At 69.4% G+C, this 16,532-nt stretch carries 12 protein-coding genes; 2 read left to right on the top strand and 10 right to left on the bottom strand.

What is annotated here, in order from left to right:
• Positions 1–64 precede the first annotated feature (64 nt).
• Positions 65–1,738 carry an amidohydrolase gene (locus tag MHZ35_RS01380; protein ID WP_239434046.1) on the bottom strand — a complete coding sequence of 558 codons (1,674 nt, stop codon included), beginning with the start codon at positions 1,736–1,738 and terminating at the stop codon, positions 65–67.
• Positions 1,735–2,598: an NAD(P)-dependent oxidoreductase gene (locus MHZ35_RS01375; RefSeq protein ID WP_239434045.1), complete on the bottom strand. Its 864-nt coding sequence runs from the start codon at positions 2,596–2,598 to the stop codon at positions 1,735–1,737. The genes MHZ35_RS01380 and MHZ35_RS01375 overlap by 4 nt, the downstream gene beginning before the upstream one ends.
• A 182-nt stretch (positions 2,599–2,780) precedes the next feature.
• Here MHZ35_RS01375 and MHZ35_RS01370 point away from each other — a divergent pair, with 182 nt between their 5' ends.
• Entirely contained in the window at positions 2,781–3,560 is a 780-nt protein-coding gene (locus MHZ35_RS01370; RefSeq protein WP_239434044.1) for an arginyltransferase, read from the top strand.
• Positions 3,561–3,589: 29 nt separating this feature from the next.
• Here MHZ35_RS01370 and MHZ35_RS01365 read toward each other — a convergent pair whose 3' ends face one another.
• From MHZ35_RS01365 to MHZ35_RS01350, 4 genes are all read right to left on the bottom strand, one after another.
• Positions 3,590–4,405 (bottom strand): transglutaminase family protein, encoded by an 816-nt coding sequence (locus MHZ35_RS01365; protein ID WP_239434043.1) that lies wholly within the window; start codon positions 4,403–4,405, stop codon positions 3,590–3,592.
• Entirely contained in the window at positions 4,405–5,340 is a 936-nt protein-coding gene (locus tag MHZ35_RS01360) for an alpha-E domain-containing protein (protein WP_239434222.1), read from the bottom strand. The genes MHZ35_RS01365 and MHZ35_RS01360 overlap by 1 nt, the downstream gene beginning before the upstream one ends.
• Before the next feature lie 10 nt (positions 5,341–5,350).
• A complete protein-coding gene (locus MHZ35_RS01355) occupies positions 5,351–6,850 on the bottom strand; it encodes a circularly permuted type 2 ATP-grasp protein (protein ID WP_239434041.1) in 1,500 nt (499 codons plus the stop codon).
• Positions 6,851–6,985: 135 nt separating this feature from the next.
• Entirely contained in the window at positions 6,986–9,004 is a 2,019-nt protein-coding gene (locus MHZ35_RS01350) for a protein-disulfide reductase DsbD family protein (RefSeq protein ID WP_239434040.1), read from the bottom strand.
• An 85-nt stretch (positions 9,005–9,089) separates the two neighbouring features.
• Between MHZ35_RS01350 and MHZ35_RS01345 the strand changes: the two genes are divergently transcribed.
• The gene (locus tag MHZ35_RS01345) at positions 9,090–10,766 is read left to right on the top strand and encodes an alkaline phosphatase family protein (RefSeq protein WP_239434039.1); all 1,677 of its coding nucleotides are present in this window, start codon (positions 9,090–9,092) and stop codon (positions 10,764–10,766) included.
• 197 nt (positions 10,767–10,963) lie between these two features.
• Here MHZ35_RS01345 and MHZ35_RS01340 read toward each other — a convergent pair whose 3' ends face one another.
• From MHZ35_RS01340 to MHZ35_RS01325, 4 genes are read right to left on the bottom strand one after another with little or no spacing between them, the layout of a single operon-like run.
• Positions 10,964–13,642: a valine--tRNA ligase gene (locus MHZ35_RS01340; RefSeq protein WP_239434038.1), complete on the bottom strand. Its 2,679-nt coding sequence runs from the start codon at positions 13,640–13,642 to the stop codon at positions 10,964–10,966.
• Between the two features lie 57 nt (positions 13,643–13,699).
• Complete coding sequence (locus tag MHZ35_RS01335; RefSeq protein ID WP_239434221.1) at positions 13,700–14,155, bottom strand: DUF2497 domain-containing protein; 456 nt, start codon at positions 14,153–14,155, stop codon at positions 13,700–13,702.
• 33 nt (positions 14,156–14,188) lie between these two features.
• On the bottom strand, positions 14,189–15,757 hold the full coding sequence (locus MHZ35_RS01330) for a TolC family outer membrane protein (protein ID WP_132881898.1): 1,569 nt from the start codon (positions 15,755–15,757) through the stop codon (positions 14,189–14,191).
• Between the two features lie 26 nt (positions 15,758–15,783).
• Entirely contained in the window at positions 15,784–16,449 is a 666-nt protein-coding gene (locus MHZ35_RS01325; RefSeq protein WP_239434036.1) for a protein-L-isoaspartate O-methyltransferase family protein, read from the bottom strand.
• Positions 16,450–16,532 lie beyond the last annotated feature (83 nt).

Below are 16,532 nucleotides of genomic sequence, written 5' to 3'. Positions count from 1 at the left end.
TTCTCCTCCGCTGGGGTGGGGCGCGGCGCCCCTACCCCAACGAACGCACGAGAAGGCAGATGGGTCAGCGCGGCGCCGAGCCCGAGCCGCTCCACATTTTTTCGCCGCCGACCCAGGTCTCCAGCACGCGGGTTTCGCGCAGCGCCTCGGGCGTCGCTTCGCTCGGATCGCGATCGACGATCAAGAAGTCCGCGCGCATGCCCGGCGCCAGCGTGCCGAAACGCTTTTCGGCAAAGCCCGCATAGGCCGCATCGCTGGTAAAGCCGCGCCACGCCTCCAGCCGGCTGACCGCTTCCTGCGGCTGCCAGCCACCGGGCGGCTGGCCCTGCGGATCCTGGCGCGTGAAGGCGGCGGCCCAGCCCACGAAGGGGTTCGGGTTCTCCACCGGATAGTCGGAGCCGAAGGCGATGTGGCCGCTCTGCTTGAGCAGGCTCGCCCAGGCGTAGGCGCCGACGAGCCGGTCCGGCCCCAGGCGGGCCTCGACCATCAGGCGGTCCGACGTCTGGTGCACCGGCTGCATCGACGGGATGATGCCGTTCCGACCGAAGCGCGGCAGGTCCACGGGGTCGACGATCTGCGCATGCTCGATGCGCCAGCGGCGATCGTCCTTGTAGGTCGAACCGATCTCCTCGATCGCGTCGAGCGCCTGGGTGTTGGCGCGATCCCCGATCGCGTGGATCGCGATCTGGAAGCCATCCATCGCGCCGCGGCTCATCAGGTTGAGCAGCTGGTCGTCGGCGAGGAAGCCGAGGCCGGTCTCCTTGGCGGCATCGGCATAGGGCCGCTTGAGCCAGGCACCGCGCGAGCCGAGCGCGCCATCGGCATAGAGCTTGATGCCGCCCATGCGCAGCTTGTCCGCGTAGAGCCAGGGCGTCGGCGCGTTGCCGCCGACCTGGAGCGCCACATCGACGCCGGCCGAATAGCTCATGATGCGCACGCGCAGCTGGCCGATGTCGCCCATGCGGCGGAAGGTCAGCCAGTCGTCGAGCGTGGTGCCCATGTCCGCGGTCGCGGTGATGCCGTTCGACAGCAGCAGTTCCTGCGCCTTGAGGAAGGCGGCGTTGCGCTCCCGCGGCGACGGCTTCGGCACATGGCTGTCGACCAGCGACATAGCCGCATCGACGAGAACGCCGCTCGGCTGTCCGTTCGGCAGCTTCTCGATGCGGCCGCCCGCCGGGGCGACCGTCTTTGCGGTGATGCCTGCCGCCTTCAATGCGGCCGAGTTGACCCACACGGCGTGCCCGTCGGCGCGGGCGAGCACCACCGGCTTGTCGCGATAGGCCACGTCGAGGTCTGCGGCAGTCGGGAAGCCCTGGCCCCAGACTTCCTGGTTCCAGCCGCCCCCGACGATCCATGGACGGTTGCTGTTCGCCTGGGCGTAATGCGCGATCGCTGCCTGCGCCTCCGCCAGCGATCGGGTCTTCGACAGATCGAGCTGGAGCGCGCGGAAGCCCAGTTCCATGAAGTGGCCGTGCGCATCGATCATGCCGGGGATCAGCACCCGCCCCTTCATGTCGCTGCGCCAGTCGAGCTTTTCGGGGCGCTTGTCGCCCTTCTTGAGCAGCTTGGTGATCTTGCCGTCGGGCCCGATCAGCACGCCGACGAAGCGCACGACGTTGCCGCGTGCGTCAAGGGCGACACCGTTGACGTTCTCGACCAGCGCGTCGGCATGGGCCGGTGCGGTGGCGAGCAGCGAGGCGAGGAACGCCGCGGTCCAGCGCTTTACGGGGAGGTTCACTTGGCGAGCCTCCGCACCAATGCGCTCGTGTCCTGGCGGCCGCCGCCCATCTTCTGCACCTCGCCATACCATTGGTCGACGAGGGCCGAGACCGGCAGGCTCGCACCATTGCTGCGCGCTTCTTCGAGCGCGAGGCCCAGGTCCTTGCGCATCCAGTCGATGGCGAAGCCGAAGTCGAACTGGTCGTCCGCCATGGTCCCCCAGCGGTTGACCATCTGCCAGCTCTGCGCCGCGCCGCCGGAGATGGCGTCGAACACCTTGGCGAGATCGAGATCGGACGCCTGGGCAAAGCGCAGCGCCTCGCTCAGGCCGCCGAGCACGCCGGCGATGCAGATCTGGTTGACCATCTTGGTCGTCTGCCCCGCGCCCGCCGCGCCGACATGGACGATGCGCGCGGCATAGCTCTGGAAGATCGGCTCGGCCGCTGTCATCGCCTCGGGCGAGCCGCCGCACATGATCGACAGCGCACCCTTTTCGGCGCCCGCCTGGCCGCCGGATACAGGCGCGTCGAGCACCAGCAACCCGCGCGCTTCGCCCTCGCTCGCCAGGCGACGTGCGATCGCGGCGGAGACGGTGGTGTGGTCGGCAAACAGCGCGCCGGGGCGCATCGCGGCAAAGGCGCCATCGGCGCCCAGCGTGACCTGCTCAAGGTCCGCATCGTTGCCGACGCAGGCGAGCACCGCATCTGCGCCCTCGGCCGCCTCGGCGGGGGAGCCGGCGACGTTGCCGCCGTGCTGCTCGGCCCAGGCGTCCGCCTTGGCGCGGGTGCGATTGTAGACGGTGACCTCGTGCCCGGCGCGCACCAGATGCCCCGCCATCGGGGCGCCCATGACGCCCATGCCGATGAATGCGATCTTCATGGCCGCCGCATAGGGTTTTGCGCGGCACCGCGCCAGCGGCCTCGCAGCGATTTGCCGGCTCCGGAGACGTGTTTCAGTTTGCGACGCCGTTTTGATGGTAAACGACTTTGCATCTGGCGGCGGCACGTTCCATAAACCCGCTTCAGGACAAATCCGCGGAACGGCGGTGGAAGGGTCGAGAGGTGACAGCTCCGTTTCGGTTTCCGCGTTTCTTCGTCACCAGTCCCTCGCCCTGCCCCTATCTGCCCGATCGGCAGGAGCGAAAGGTCTTCACCGAACTGACGGGTCCCCATGCGGGCGAACTCAACGATGCGCTCGGCCGCATCGGGTTTCGCCGCAGCCAGTCGGTCGCCTATCGCCCCAGCTGCGGCAGCTGCACCGCCTGCGTTTCGGTGCGGGTGGTCGCGGGCGAGTTCCAGCTGAACGCGACCCAGCGCAAGCTGCGGCGGCGCTACAGCGACCTGGTGGTCACCGCCTGCCGCCCCTGGGCCACCGACGAGCAGTTCCAGTTGCTGCGCCGCTATCTCTCCGCACGGCATCCGGGCGGCGGCATGACGATGATGGACGAGAGCGACTATGCCGACATGGTCGAGCAGACGCCCGTCAACTCGCACATCATCGAATATCGCGAACCGAGCGTCGACGGGCGGCCGGGGGCGCTGGTGGGCGCCTGCATCACCGACCAGCATGCGGACGGGCTGTCGATGATCTACAGCTTCTTTCGCACGGACGATCCGTCGCGTCCGGGATTGGGCACCTACATCATCCTGGACCACATCCTGCGCGCGCGAGCGACGGGCCTCCCCTATGTCTATCTTGGCTATTGGGTGAAGGGGTCGGCGCGCATGGCGTACAAGACCCGCTACCGCCCGCTCGAGGCACTGGGACCAGCCGGGTGGACGCGGCTGGAGGACATCGAAGCCGTGCCCGCGAGTCCCCTGGAGGCAGCTGTTCTCGCCTGACCTTGCGCGGTGCGGGGCGGCACCCTGGCTCAGCCGTCGCGGCCGAGCAGGCCGACCGCCACGTCCACGTCGAGTTCCTCGTCGCCATGGCCGATGCGCGTGCCGGAAATCGGCGCCGCGCCAGCACTGTCGAGAGCGGCGGCGACCCGGACATAGTCGAGGCCCGGGGTTCCGCCGACGGAGGGATCGAGCATCTGCCACCCCTGCCCGTCGAGGAACACCTCCGCCCAGCCATGCGGCGCCGGACGCTCGCGCCGGGCACAGCCGCCGAGGCTGTATCCCGAGACATAGCGCGCCGGCAGGCCGATCACACGCAGGCAGCCGACCAGCACCTGCGCCAGATCACGCGGACTCGCGCGATCCCCGGCAAAGGCGTCCGCGGCCGGCAGCACGCCATCGCCGCGGCGGCGTTCGATGGCGAAGCGGCCGTGCAGCGCCTCGGCAATCCGGGTGGCGCGCGCGTCGTCCGGCCCGCTCCCCGCCGCCTCCTGCGCGAATGCGGTCATCGCGGCATCCGCCGCCGACAGCGGCGTGGTGCGGAGGTAGAAGGCGGACGGCAGCGGTTCGTCCGCGCCGTCGAGGCAGCGGCGAGTCTCGCTCAGCAGCACTTCGCCCGAGATGGTGATGCCGATCGTCTCCAGCGGCCCCTCGGCGTAGAGCATGCGGGTGAGGTTGCCGTAGCCGTCGCGGCTCTCGCGCAGGCGCGCGTCGCAATCCACGTCGATCCGCCAGGCGACCACCGTCTGGTTGACCGTGTCGTCCGGGAACATGCGCAGCAACTGTACCACACGCGCCTGCGGCTCGGTGAAGCGGTAGCGGCTGTGGTGTTCGACCTCGATACGCATCAGATGAACCGGAACTGGCGGGCGATCGCGGCATCCAGCATCGCATTCTCCCGGATGAAGGCGGTCAGATACTCATGGAGACCGCTGACGATGACCTCCTCGGCGCGCGTCTTCTGCATGCGCGCGAGCCGCGTGCGGGCCATGCGATCGGCCTCTCCCTGCAAGCCGGCGCGCTTGCCGAGCAGGTTGAGCATCTCGACGGTCTCGGCGACGCAGGCGGCAAGGCTACGCGGGACCTCGCCGCGCGACAGCAGCAGCTCGATCACCAGGCTCGGCCGCAACCCTTCGTCGTACAGCCAGCGATAGGCGGTGACGGCCGAGACGGTCTGGAGGATGGTGGTCCACTGGTCGCGATCGACCGGGCCGCCGACCTTCTCACCTTCCGGCAGCAGCAGGTGATACTTCACGTCGATCAGCCGCGCGGTGTTGTCCGCACGCTCGATCGCGGCGCCCAGCTGGATGAACCAGGTCGCCTCGTTCTTCATCATGCGGTGGACGGCGCCCTCGAAGCCGCGCGTCTCCGCCTTGATCGCTTCGACCAGGCTCAGCACCTCGGCGGGCGCGTCGCCGCCGGTTGGCGTGTTGAACTGCAACCACGCGCGGTTGATCGCCGAAAAGGCGTCGCGGGTGAGCGCGGTGCGCACCGCCTTGGCGTTGTTGCGGGCCACGTCCAGGCACCAGAGGATCGAGCCCGGATGGCTGCGGTCGCAGGTGAGGAAGCGGGCGACATGCGCCTGCGTCACCGGAAGACCGGTCTCGGCGAAAGCATCCTCGGTGTAGGTGACGCTGAGCGCGCTCGCCCAGGCTGCATCGCCCGCCGGGCGGGCGGAGAGCGCGTCGAGGCGAACCGTCGCCTCCACCAGCCGGGCGATGAAGTCCGCCCGCTCGACATAGCGGCCGAGCCAGTAGAGCGAAGCTGCGGTGCGGGAGAGCATCGCCATCGCGTCAGCCCTCGCCCTGCATCTGGGGCATGCCACCCTGGCCCTGCTGCTGCTGGCTCCCACCGGGTGCGGGGTTGTCGGGGAGCAGCACGAAGCTGTCCTTGGTGCCGCCGCCCTGGCTGGAGTTCACCACCAGCGATCCCTCCCGAAGCGCGACGCGGGTGAGTCCGCCCGGCACGACCTTCACGCCCTGGCTTCCGGTGAGAACAAAGGGGCGGAAGTCGACGTGGCGGGGGCTCAGCCCCTTGTCGGTCATGGTCGGCACGGTGGAAAGCGCGAGCGTCGGCTGCGCGATGTAGCGGTGCGGCTCGGCGACCAGCGCGGCGCGGAACGCTTCGATCTCGGCGCGGCTGGCGGTGGGGCCCACCAGCATGCCGTAGCCGCCGGAGCCGTCCACCAGCTTCACGACCACCTGATCGAGATTGTCGAGCACGTACTTCAGCGCCTGCGGCTCGCGGCAGCGCCAGGTCTCGACATTGGGCAGCAGCGGCTCGCCGCCCGAATAGAAGCGCACGATCTCCGGCATGTAGCTGTAGATCGCCTTGTCGTCGGCGATGCCGTTGCCGGGCGCGTTGATGAGGGTGACGTTGCCTGCGCGATAGGCGGCCATGATGCCGGGAACCCCCAGCATCGAATCCGGTCGGAACACCAGCGGGTCGAGGAAGTCGTCGTCGATGCGGCGGTAGATCACGTCCACCTTCACCCCGCCGGCAATGGTCTGCATGTAGACCACGTCGTCGTCGACCAGCAGGTCGGCGGCCTCGACCAGTTCGATGCCCATCGAATCCGCCAGGAAGCTGTGCTCGTAATAGGCGGAGTTGAAGTGGCCGGGCGTGAGCACGACGCAAACCGGATTGCGCCCGCAGCCGTTCGGGCTCACCGAACGCATCGTCTCCAGCAGCAGGTCCGGATAGCTGTCGACCGGCGCGATGCGCATCTGTCGGAACAGCTCCGGACACAGGCGGATCATCGCCTCGCGATTCTCCAGCATGTAGGAGACGCCGGAGGGGGTGCGGGCATTGTCCTCCAGCACCCAGAACTCGTCCGGCCCGGTGCGCACCAGGTCGATGCCGCAGATGTGCGCCCACACGTCGTGCGGCGGGCGGATGCCGACCACCTCAGCGCGGAACTGGGGATTGCCCCAGATCAGCTCCGGCGGAAGGATGTTCTCCTTCAGGATGCGGCGTTCGCCATAGATGTCGTTCAGAAAGGCGTTGATCGCCTCAACCCGCTGGATCAGCCCGCGCGACAGCCGCTCCCATTCGTCGGCGAGGAATGCCCGCGGCACGATATCGAACGGGATGATGCGTTCCGCCGCTTCGCTCTCGCCATAGACGGCGAAGGTGATGCCCAGCTGGCGGAAGGTGGCTTCGGCCGATTGCAGCCTTCGACCAAGGTCACGCTCCGGCGTCTCCCGCATCCAGCGCGCGAGCGCTTCCAGTTCCGGCCGTGGCGCCTGTGGTCCGCCATGGCCCCAAATCTCGTCGAATGCCGCCCTCTTCATCAACTTAGCTGAAGCTCCCGCAAGCAACATAGTTCCATGCTGGGACAGGTTTGTGCGGCGCACAAGACGAAAAGCTTCGTTCTAGTCGGGCGCGGAATAATCCGTGTAAGTTTTAGTTGGTCCGCTGTGGCTGGTTCAGTTCGGCAAGCTGGCCAGCATGTCCGCCGTCAGCAGCTGCGGGAGGACCTTCGGCGCTTCTGCGCCCGGCGTGTACCAGAGGTAGAGCGGCACGCCGGCGCGGCCATGCGCCTCCAGGAAGCGGCCGAGCGCCGGATCGCCATCGGTCCAGTCGCCGACCAGAACCTGCACGCCCTTGGCTCGGAAGGCGTCGCGGACACGCGCGGTCTCGATCGCCGTCTTCTCGTTGACCTTGCAGGTGACGCACCAGTCGGCGGTGAAATAGGCGAACACGGGCTTGCCCGTCCCGCGGAGTTCGGCGAGCCGGGCTTCGCTGAACGGCTCGGTGCCGGCAACGGCGGCCTCGGCACGGGCGGGCGCGCGTTGGACGCTCACGATCGCGAGCCCCGCGACCAGCAGTGCCGGCAGAATCGGCCACCCGGCACGGGGGCGGCCGCTCGCCTGGCGAAGCCCGGTCCACCACAGCGCAAGGCCGAGCAGGAGCGCGATCGCCAGGCCGAACGCCATGCCGTCCACCCCCGCCTGCTGGCCGAGGATCCAGGCGAGCGCGAGCGCGGTTGCGAACATCGGCAGCGACAGGATGCGTTGGAGCCGTCCCGTCCAGCCGCCGGGGCGCGGCAGGCGGCGGCGCAGCGCCGGCACGAAGCCGAGCAGCAGGAACGGCAACGCCAGGCCCAACCCGAGCCCGGCGAACACCGCGAGCGCCGCCGGCGTCGGCAGCACCAGCGCCGCGCCAAGCGCCGCCCCCAGGAACGGTCCGGTGCAGGGCGTCGCGACAAAGGCGGCGAGCGCCCCGGTGGCGAAGGCGCCCGCGGCACCGCTCTCGCCGGCAAACCGCGGCGTCGGGAGGGTGAACAGCCCGGTGAGGTTGAGCGCCACGCCGGTCACCAGCAGCAGCAGCAGCAGGATGACGCGCGGGTCCTGGAGCTGGAACGCCCAGCCGGCAGCGACACCCGCGGCGCGCAGGGCGAGCATCGCCCCGCCCAGCGCCAGGCACGTCACCAGCACGCCGGCCGTATAGGCCAGCGCATCCTGCCGGGCGCCCCGCTCGGACCCGCCCGCCCGCGCGAGATGCAGCGCCTTGAGGCTCAGGATCGGGAAGACGCAGGGCATGACGTTGAGGATCAGGCCGCCGATCAGCGCGCCGAGCAGCGCCAGCAGGATGGTGCCGCCCTGCCCCCTCGGCTCAGCGACGGTGCCGGGTCGGGCGGAGACGGTGAACGCCTGGCCGGTACCGGTCGCCAGCACGCCTTCGATCCGCTCGGGGGCAGCGCCTTCCGCGGCGTCGGTCTCGATCACCAGCAGGTCGCCGTCGCGCGCCACCCTCTGCGGTGCGCTGTAGGAAAGCGCGCCCTTCGTGAGCGGGTAGAAATATGCGTCCGCCGCGCTTTGGTTCGCCGGGAAGGGAACGCCGATACGGATACGCGCCGCCTGCCCCTCCCGTACGACCGCGAACTGCGCCGGCGAGCCGAGCGGCCGCGGCAGCGCCGCGCGCCACCGGTCGAACAGGGCGCGACGCTCCGGCGCGATGCGACCATCGCCTACGCTGAGCTCGATGGCGAGATCGGCATGTTCGGGAACGCACAATTGCTCGGTGCAAACCAGATAGTCGCTGCGCACGCGGAGCGGCAGGCGGGTGCCGGGCGCAAGTCCCTCCGGCAGCTTCAGCCGCACGAGCTGGGCGAACGGCCCCTCATAGACATAGTTCATCAGCCCCGCGACGGTCAGCCGCTGGGGTACCGGGTAGAGCAGCGGCCCCGCCGTCACGCCTGCCGGAAGCGTCCAGTCGAGCCGGGTGGCGACACCGGCGTCGCCGGGGTTCTGCCAATAGCCGTGCCAGCCCGGCTGGGGCGTGGAATCGAACGCCAGCGTGACGGTATCGCCGGCGGCAGGCGTCTCCGTCTCGGCAACCAGCCGGATCGCGATGTGCGGCCCTTGGTTCGGCGCCTGCGCGCGGGCGTCCCCTGGGCCGAGCAGCGCCAACACCGCCAGAAGCATGAAACAGAAGCGCGCCATCAACCTTCCTTGCCGCATCGGCTGCGATCGGGGATAGCCCTGTCCCATCCCGGATGCACCCCTGCCATTCTCAGGAGTTTAGTTCATGCGTCTTGTTCGTCCGCTTGCGTCGCTGATTGCGGCCGGCCTGCTCAGCAGCACCGCGATGGCACCGCTGCGCGCGCAGGAAGCGCCAGCGGCTCCCGCGGCTCCCGCTGCGGCCCCGACCACGCCCCCGAAGCTTATCGTCGCGATCTCGGTCGACCAGTTCTCCGCCAACCTCTTTGCGGAATATCGCAATCGCTTCACCGGCGGCTTTGCGCGACTGCTGGACGGTGCGGTGTTTCCCTCCGGCTATCAGAGCCATGCCGCGACCGAGACCTGCCCCGGCCACTCCACGATCCTGACCGGCTCGCGGCCTTATCGCACCGGCATCATGGCGAACGATTGGTACGACCAGAAGGCGGCCCGCGCGGACAAGAAGATCTATTGCGCCGAGGACGAGACGGTGCCGGGCAGCAACTCCGACGACTATACGGTTTCGGACCGCCACCTGAAGGTGCCGACGCTGGGCGAGCGGATGAAGAACGCCAATCCGGCCACCCGCGTCGTCTCCGTCGCCGGCAAGGATCGAGCGGCCGTGATGATGGGCGGCCACAAGGTGGACGAGCTGTGGTGGTGGGGCGGCAAGGGCTTCGTCTCCTATGCCGGCCGCGCGATGCCCGCCGTGGTGCAACGGGCCAACGCCGCCGTCGCCGCGCAGATCGCCCGGGCTCAACCCGCGCTCGATCTGCCGGCGCTGTGCCAGGCGCGTTCGCAGCCGATCCAGGTCGGCACCCGCACGGTCGGTACCGGCCGGTTCGAGCGGGCGGCCGGCGACACCAACGCCTTCCGCCGCTCGCCCGAGTTCGACGGGGCCGTGCTGGCGCTTGCGGCGGGGCTGATCCAGGACATGAAGTTGGGGCAAGGCCAGACCACCGACATCATCTCGGTCGGCGCTTCGGCCACCGACTATGTCGGCCACGGCTTCGGCACCGAAGGCAGCGAGATGTGCCTCCAGATGCTGTCGCTCGACCGCTCGCTCGGCGACTTCTTCGCGGTGCTGGACGCGACCGGCGTCGATTATCAGGTGGTGCTGACCGCCGACCATGGCGGCCAGGACATCGCCGAGCGCCACGCCATTCACGCCATGCCCGATGCGACCCGCCAGGGCGGCGCGCTGGACGTGAAGGTGATCGGGCAGGAGATCGGCCGGAAGCTGGGGATCGCAGGCCCGGTGCTGCTGGGCGGCGTGAACGGCGACATCTGGTTCGACATCAAGCTGACCGCAGCGCAGCGCGCCTCGGTGGAGCGCGAGGCGATCGCCCGGCTTTCCGCCAATCCGCAGGTGGAGGCGGTCTTCACCCGCGCCCAGGTGCTGGCGACGCGGATGCCGGGCCATACGGACCCGCAGACCTGGTCGCTGCTGGAGCGGGCGCGCGCCTCGTTCGATCCCGAGCGTTCGGGCGACCTGCTGGTGCCGCTCAAGCCGCGCGTCACGCCGGTGCCGCTGCCGGTGGGCTCCACCGTCGCCTCGCACGGCAGCTTCTGGGACTATGACCGGCGGGTGCCGATGCTGTTCTGGCGCAAGGGGATGACGCCGTTCGAACAGCCGCTGGGGGTCGAGACGGTGGACATCCTGCCGACGCTCGCCGCGCTGATCCACCTGCCGGTGCCGGCGGGGGAGATCGACGGACGGTGCCTGGATCTGGACGCGGGTCCGGGCGACAGCTGCCGGCGATAACGGAAGGGGGCGGCCTGAGGGGGCCGCCCTTTTTGTTTATCGGAACGTCCGGTGCTTGCGGCCCCGGGCTCCTGCTTTCGCAGGAGCCCGGGATTTGGGGCGATTAGCCCCAGCCGCCGAAGACTAGTGCTCCTGCGAAGGCAGGAGCCCAGGACCAAGAGCGCTGGCGCCTGTGGCCCTGCTCCCGCAGCGGGATTTTAGCCGAGCCGCCCGAGCGCCGCCTGGAGGCGTGTTGCTTCCGCCTGCTTGTCGGCGTGGTCGGCGCGGGCTTTTTCCACCGCCTCCGGCTTGGCGCGACCCACGAAGCTCGGGTTGTCGAGGCGCGCGGCGAGCGAGTCCCGCTCCTTCTGCGCCGCGGCGATCGCCTTGGTGAGGCGGGCGCGCTCGGCTTCCAGGTCGACCACGCCTTCCAACGGCAGCACGAAGGTCGCCTCGTCCACCACGATCTGGAGCGCGCCGCCGGCGGGAACCTCCCCTGTCGCCACGTCGACGCGGGCGAGGCGTGCGAGCACACTCCCCTGCGCCGCCACGCGCTCGGCCGTCAGCGGCGAGGCATCGCGGACGTGGATCGGCAGGCGGGCGCCCGGCGGCACGTTGAGCTCGGTGCGCGCGGCGCGCACTTCGCTCACCAGGCGGATCACCCAGTCGATTTCCTGGCTCGCCGCCGGATCGAGCGCGCGCGCGTCGGCGATCGGCCAGCGCGCGACGATCAGGTCGTTCGAGCGGGTGCCCATCGCATGCCACAGCTCTTCGGTGATGAAGGGCATGAACGGGTGGAGCATCACCAGGATCTGGTCGAGCACCCAGCCGGCGACCGCGCGGGTCTCGTCGGCACCCTCGGCACCCTCTCCCTGCAGCACCGGCTTGATGAGCTCCAGATACCAGTCGCAGAAGCGGCTCCACACGAACTGGTAGATGGCATTGGCCGCGCCGTCGAAGCGCAGGTCGGCGAAGGCGAGGTCGACGGCCTGCACGCACGCGACCGTCTCGGCCACGATCCACTTGTTGACCGCGAGCGTCGCCGCCGGCGGCTCCAGCGTGGTGGAGGCCGTGATGCCATTGGCCTGGGCGAAGCGCGATGCGTTCCAGAGCTTGGTCGCGAAGTTGCGATAGCCCTCGACCCGCTTCTCATCCATCTTGATGTCGCGGCCCTGGCTTTCCATCGCCGCCATGAAGAAGCGCAGCGCGTCCGCGCCATAGCGGTCGATTAGGCCGAGCGGATCGACGGTATTGCCCTTGGACTTGGACATCTTGGCGCCGTCCGCGGCGCGCACCAAGCCGTGCAGGTAGAGCTTGCGGAACGGCACATCGCCCATGAAGTGCAGCCCCTGCATCATCATGCGCGCATCCCAGAAGAACAGGATGTCGAAGCCCGAGATCAGCACGTCGTTGGAATAGCGCCCGCCCAGCGTCGGGTCGGTGTTCTCCGGCCAGCCGAGCGTCGCGAACGGCCACAGCGCCGAGGAGAACCAGGTGTCGAGCACGTCGGGATCGCGGGTGAGCGCGACGCCCTCACCCGCTTCCGCCTGCGCCTCTTCCTCGGTCTCGGCGACGAACACGCGGCCGTCTTCGGCAAACCACGCCGGGATGCGATGGCCCCACCACAGCTGGCGCGAGACGCACCACGGCTGGATGTTCTCCATCCAGTTGAAATAGGTCTTTTCCCAGCTCTTGGGCACGATCTGCGTCTTGCCCGAACGCACCGCCTCGATCGCCGGCTGGGCGAGCGTCTTGGCGTCGACGTACCATTGGTCGGTCAGCCAGGGCTCGATCACCACGCCCGAACGGTCGCCATAGGGCGTCTGGATGGTACGCGGCTCGGCGTCGTGTTCGTTGCCGTCCTTGTCGACGTGGGGGACGAGGAAGCCCTCTTCCTTCAGCCGCGCGACGATCGCCTTGCGCGCCTCGAAGCGGTCGAGGCCGAGCAGTTCGGCCGGGATGAGCCCGTCCGCGGTCTGGGTGACCTGCGCCTTGGCGTCGAGCATGTTGAGCATGTCGCGCGCCTCGATGCCGGCGCGGCGACCGACCTCGAAATCGTTGAAGTCGTGGCCCGGCGTGATCTTGACCGCGCCCGAACCGAGCGCCGGATCGGCGTGCTCGTCACCGACGATCGGCACCAGGCGGCCGGTGATCGGCAGCCGTACCTGCTTGCCGATCAGCGCGGTGTAGCGCGGATCCTCGGGATGCACCGCCACCGCCATGTCGGCGAGGAGCGTTTCCGGCCGGGTGGTGGCGACGCGGATCTCGCCCGATCCGTCCGCCAGCGGATAGCGCAGGTGCCAGAAGCTGCCCTGCACTTCGCGCGTCTCGACCTCCAGGTCGCTGATCGCGGTGCCGAAATGCGGGTCCCAGTTCACCAGCCGCTTGTCGCGATAGAGCAGTCCGTCGCGGTGCAGCTGGACGAAGACCTTGAGCACGGCCTTCGAAAAGCCCTCGTCCATGGTGAAGCGCTCGTTGGCCCAATCCATCGAGCAGCCCAGGCGCCGCAGCTGCCCCGTAATGGCGCCGCCGCTCTCCGCCTTCCACTCCCAGACCTTGTCGACGAACGCCTCGCGGCCGAGGTCGGTGCGCTTCACGCCTTCCTTGGCGAGGTTGCGCTCGACGACCATCTGCGTGGCGATGCCGGCGTGGTCGGTGCCGACGACCCAGCGTGCATCCTTGCCCTGCAAGCGCGCGTGGCGGACCAGAATGTCCTGCAGCGTGTTGTCGAGCGCGTGGCCGATGTGGAGGCTGCCCGTCACGTTGGGCGGCGGGTTGACGATCGTCCAGGGCTCGGCGCCGGGCCGCTCGGGGCGGAACAGCCCCTGCTCTTCCCAATGCGCATACCAGCGCGTTTCGATGGCGGCGGGATCGAAGGTCTTTGCAAGCTCGGTCATGGCCGAGCGCATGGCGCAGCCACCGCGCGGACGCAAGCGCGCCCGCACGGGAGCGGCTTACTCGCGGCCGCTGATGCGAGCGATCTCGCGCGCGACCATCGCCTCCACGATCGCGGGCAGCTTGGCGTCCAGCCAGTCGCTGAGCATCGGGCGCAGCATCTCGCGCACCAGCGCCTCGAGCGAATCGGCGCCCGGTGCTTCCGGCTTCACCACCATCCGCGACAGCGCCTCGAGCGCGCCGCGGCTCGCCTCGGCCGCACGCTCGGACAGGATCGTCGGGTCCGGTTCCGGAGCCGGGGCAGCCGGGGCGGCGGCGGCACGCTGGGGCAGCGGATCGCTGACCGCGTCCTTCAGCTCCAGCACCTCGTCCTCGTCGTCCTCGTCATACACCGGAGCTGGCGTACGAACCGGCTTGCGGACGCGCGAGACGGGACCGTCGCCTTCCTCGGCGATGATCCGTTTGATCGACGAGAGGATGTCCTCCATCGACGTCTCGGTACTCATGTCCCCCACCGCGAACCTCATGGTTACCGTCTTCCTGACCGATCAGCTGTCGGGGTTTGCACGATTGGTGTCAACGGGGCGCGTCGCTGCATCGCCGCCCCGACGATTGGCGGCGTCGGCGCCGTCCGTGATGCCATAGGGGTTCACGTCGTGCCGCAGTTCCGGCTCCAGCTCGCGGGTGACGACCGGCGTCTGGGCCGGCGTGCCGACCGTGGTGGTAGCGACGGGCTTGGGCGCCGGATCGCTGTCCCAGTCCCAGATGCGGTTGCGCACGCGGCTGTAGTTGGTGGTGGGATCGTAGAGCGCGCCGCCGTCGAGCCCCAGGTCCTGCGCCTCGGCCCGTCCCATCGCCGCGAGCAGCGCGAAGCCGGCGACATAGGCGTCGCGCCGCGCCGACACGAGCTGGACCTGCGAGTTGAGCAGTTCCTGCTCGGCATTGAGGATGTCGAGGATGGTGCGCGTGCCGACGCTGTTCTCGGCGCGGACGCCCTCCAGCGACAGGCGGTTGGCGGAAACCTGCACTTCCGAGGACTCGATCACGCGCAGCGACGATTGCCAGGCGGCGAAGGCGGAGCGCGCGTCGGAGACGACGGCGCGCTCGACCTGCGTCACCCGCTCGATCGCCGAGCTCTCCACCGCCTGCGCGCGCCGGACCTGCGCGGCGGGGCCACCGCCCTGGAACAGCGGCACCGACAGCTGCAGGCCGGCCGTGACGGACGCACCGTCCGGCGAGATGCGGATGCCGTTGATGTCGGGGATCGAGTTGAGAACGGTCGAATAGCTGCCGCCGCTCACCGCGGCCACCCGCGGCAGGCGGCTGGCGCGCGCGACGCGAACGTCGAAGCCGGCGGCATCGCTCTCCCGCTGCGCGGCCTGGAGCGAGGGATTGTTGTCTACGGCGACCGACACCGCGCCCTGCGGGTTCCCCGGCAGGTTCGGCAGCTCGGGCGGGGGCGCCAGCGTGCCGGGAGGGGCACCCGTCACCTCGACGTAATTCTCGCGGCTGGTGATCAGCTGTGCCTCCGCACTGCGAAGCTGCGACTGGGCGGAGGCGAGCCGTGCCTCCGACTGGGCGACGTCCGTACGGGTCAGGTCCCCGACTTCGAACCGGTCGCGCGAGGCCTGGAGGTTCACCTCCAGCACGCGGAGGTTCTGCTGGTTGAGGCGCACGATCGCCTCGTCCCGCAGCACGTCGTTATAGGCGGCTACCACCTGGGTGAACACGTTCGCCTCGACGCTGCGCAGGTTCGCGCGCCCCGCCTCCACCCGCCGTTCGGCCGCACGCACCGAATTGCGCACCGCGCCGCCGCTGTAGAGCGGCACCGACAGGTTGACGCCCGCCGCCGCCGTCCGCTGCGGCTGGGCGATGCTGTTGTTCGCCGTGTTGAGCACGTTCTCGCTATACGAGCCGTCGGCGCTCAACTGCGGGAGGCCGGAGGCGCGCGCCAGCGGCACCCCCTCGTCGGTGGCGCGCAGGTTTGCGCGCTCCCCGGTCAACTGCGGGTTGCTGCTGTAGGCGCGCACCAGCGCCTCACGCAGCGTCTCCGCCTGGGCGGACGATGCCGCACAGGCGATGAGACTGACCCCGGCGATCCAACGAAACGCGCGCATACTCCCCCCCATGGTTTTGCGCGGCTTTAGAACTGGAAGGTGGGCGGTTTGGAGAACCCCGGCAGCACAACACAGTCCACATCCGCAAAGTCGACCAAGCCGAAGCCGCCTTCGCTACGGCGCCCGGCGGCGAGCCGGCTGATGCCCCGGTCGATCACGCCCGTCGTCACGCGGCCGTCGATCTTGGCCTGGTGCACGATCGCGTCCGGCACGAACTCGACGGCGCCGTCGATCACGATCGCGTCATAGGGCGCGCCCTGCGCCCAGCCCTCGACCAGCGGCCCTTCGACCACCGTGACGTTGGCCATGCCGGCAAGTGCCTCGCGCGCCTGCGCGGCGAGCGTCACATCTTCCTCCAGCGCGACCACCGAGCCGGCGAGCTCCGCGAGCACCGCTGCGACATAGCCGGTCGCCGCACCGATCAGCAGCACCCGGTCCGTCGAGGCGATCTCCGCCTCGTTGACGAGGCGCGCCGAGGCGAGCGGCGCGTTCATGGCGCGGCCGTTGCCCAGCGCGATGTCGCGATCATAATAGGCGATCGGACGTGCGGCGGCGGGTACGAAACGCTCCCGCGGCACCTCGCCCATCACCTTGACCACCCGCGAGTCGTCGACAGCGCTGGTGCGAAGCTGGCTCGCCACCATCGCCGCGCGCATTTCCTCGAACCGAAGGGTATCTGCCGAACCGTCCATGATGCTCCTGTCGCACGTCTGTATTATTCGTGCAATACACTAGTTGAGAACGCTGCTATGTACTTCGCACGCGCGATGCCGCC

Source organism: Sphingomonas sp. ACRSK (assembly GCF_022346685.1).
GTDB classification, from domain to species: domain Bacteria; phylum Pseudomonadota; class Alphaproteobacteria; order Sphingomonadales; family Sphingomonadaceae; genus Sphingomonas; species Sphingomonas molluscorum.
Note: the sequence above shows the minus strand (reverse complement) of the source record. Positions and strands in the feature narration are given on the sequence as shown.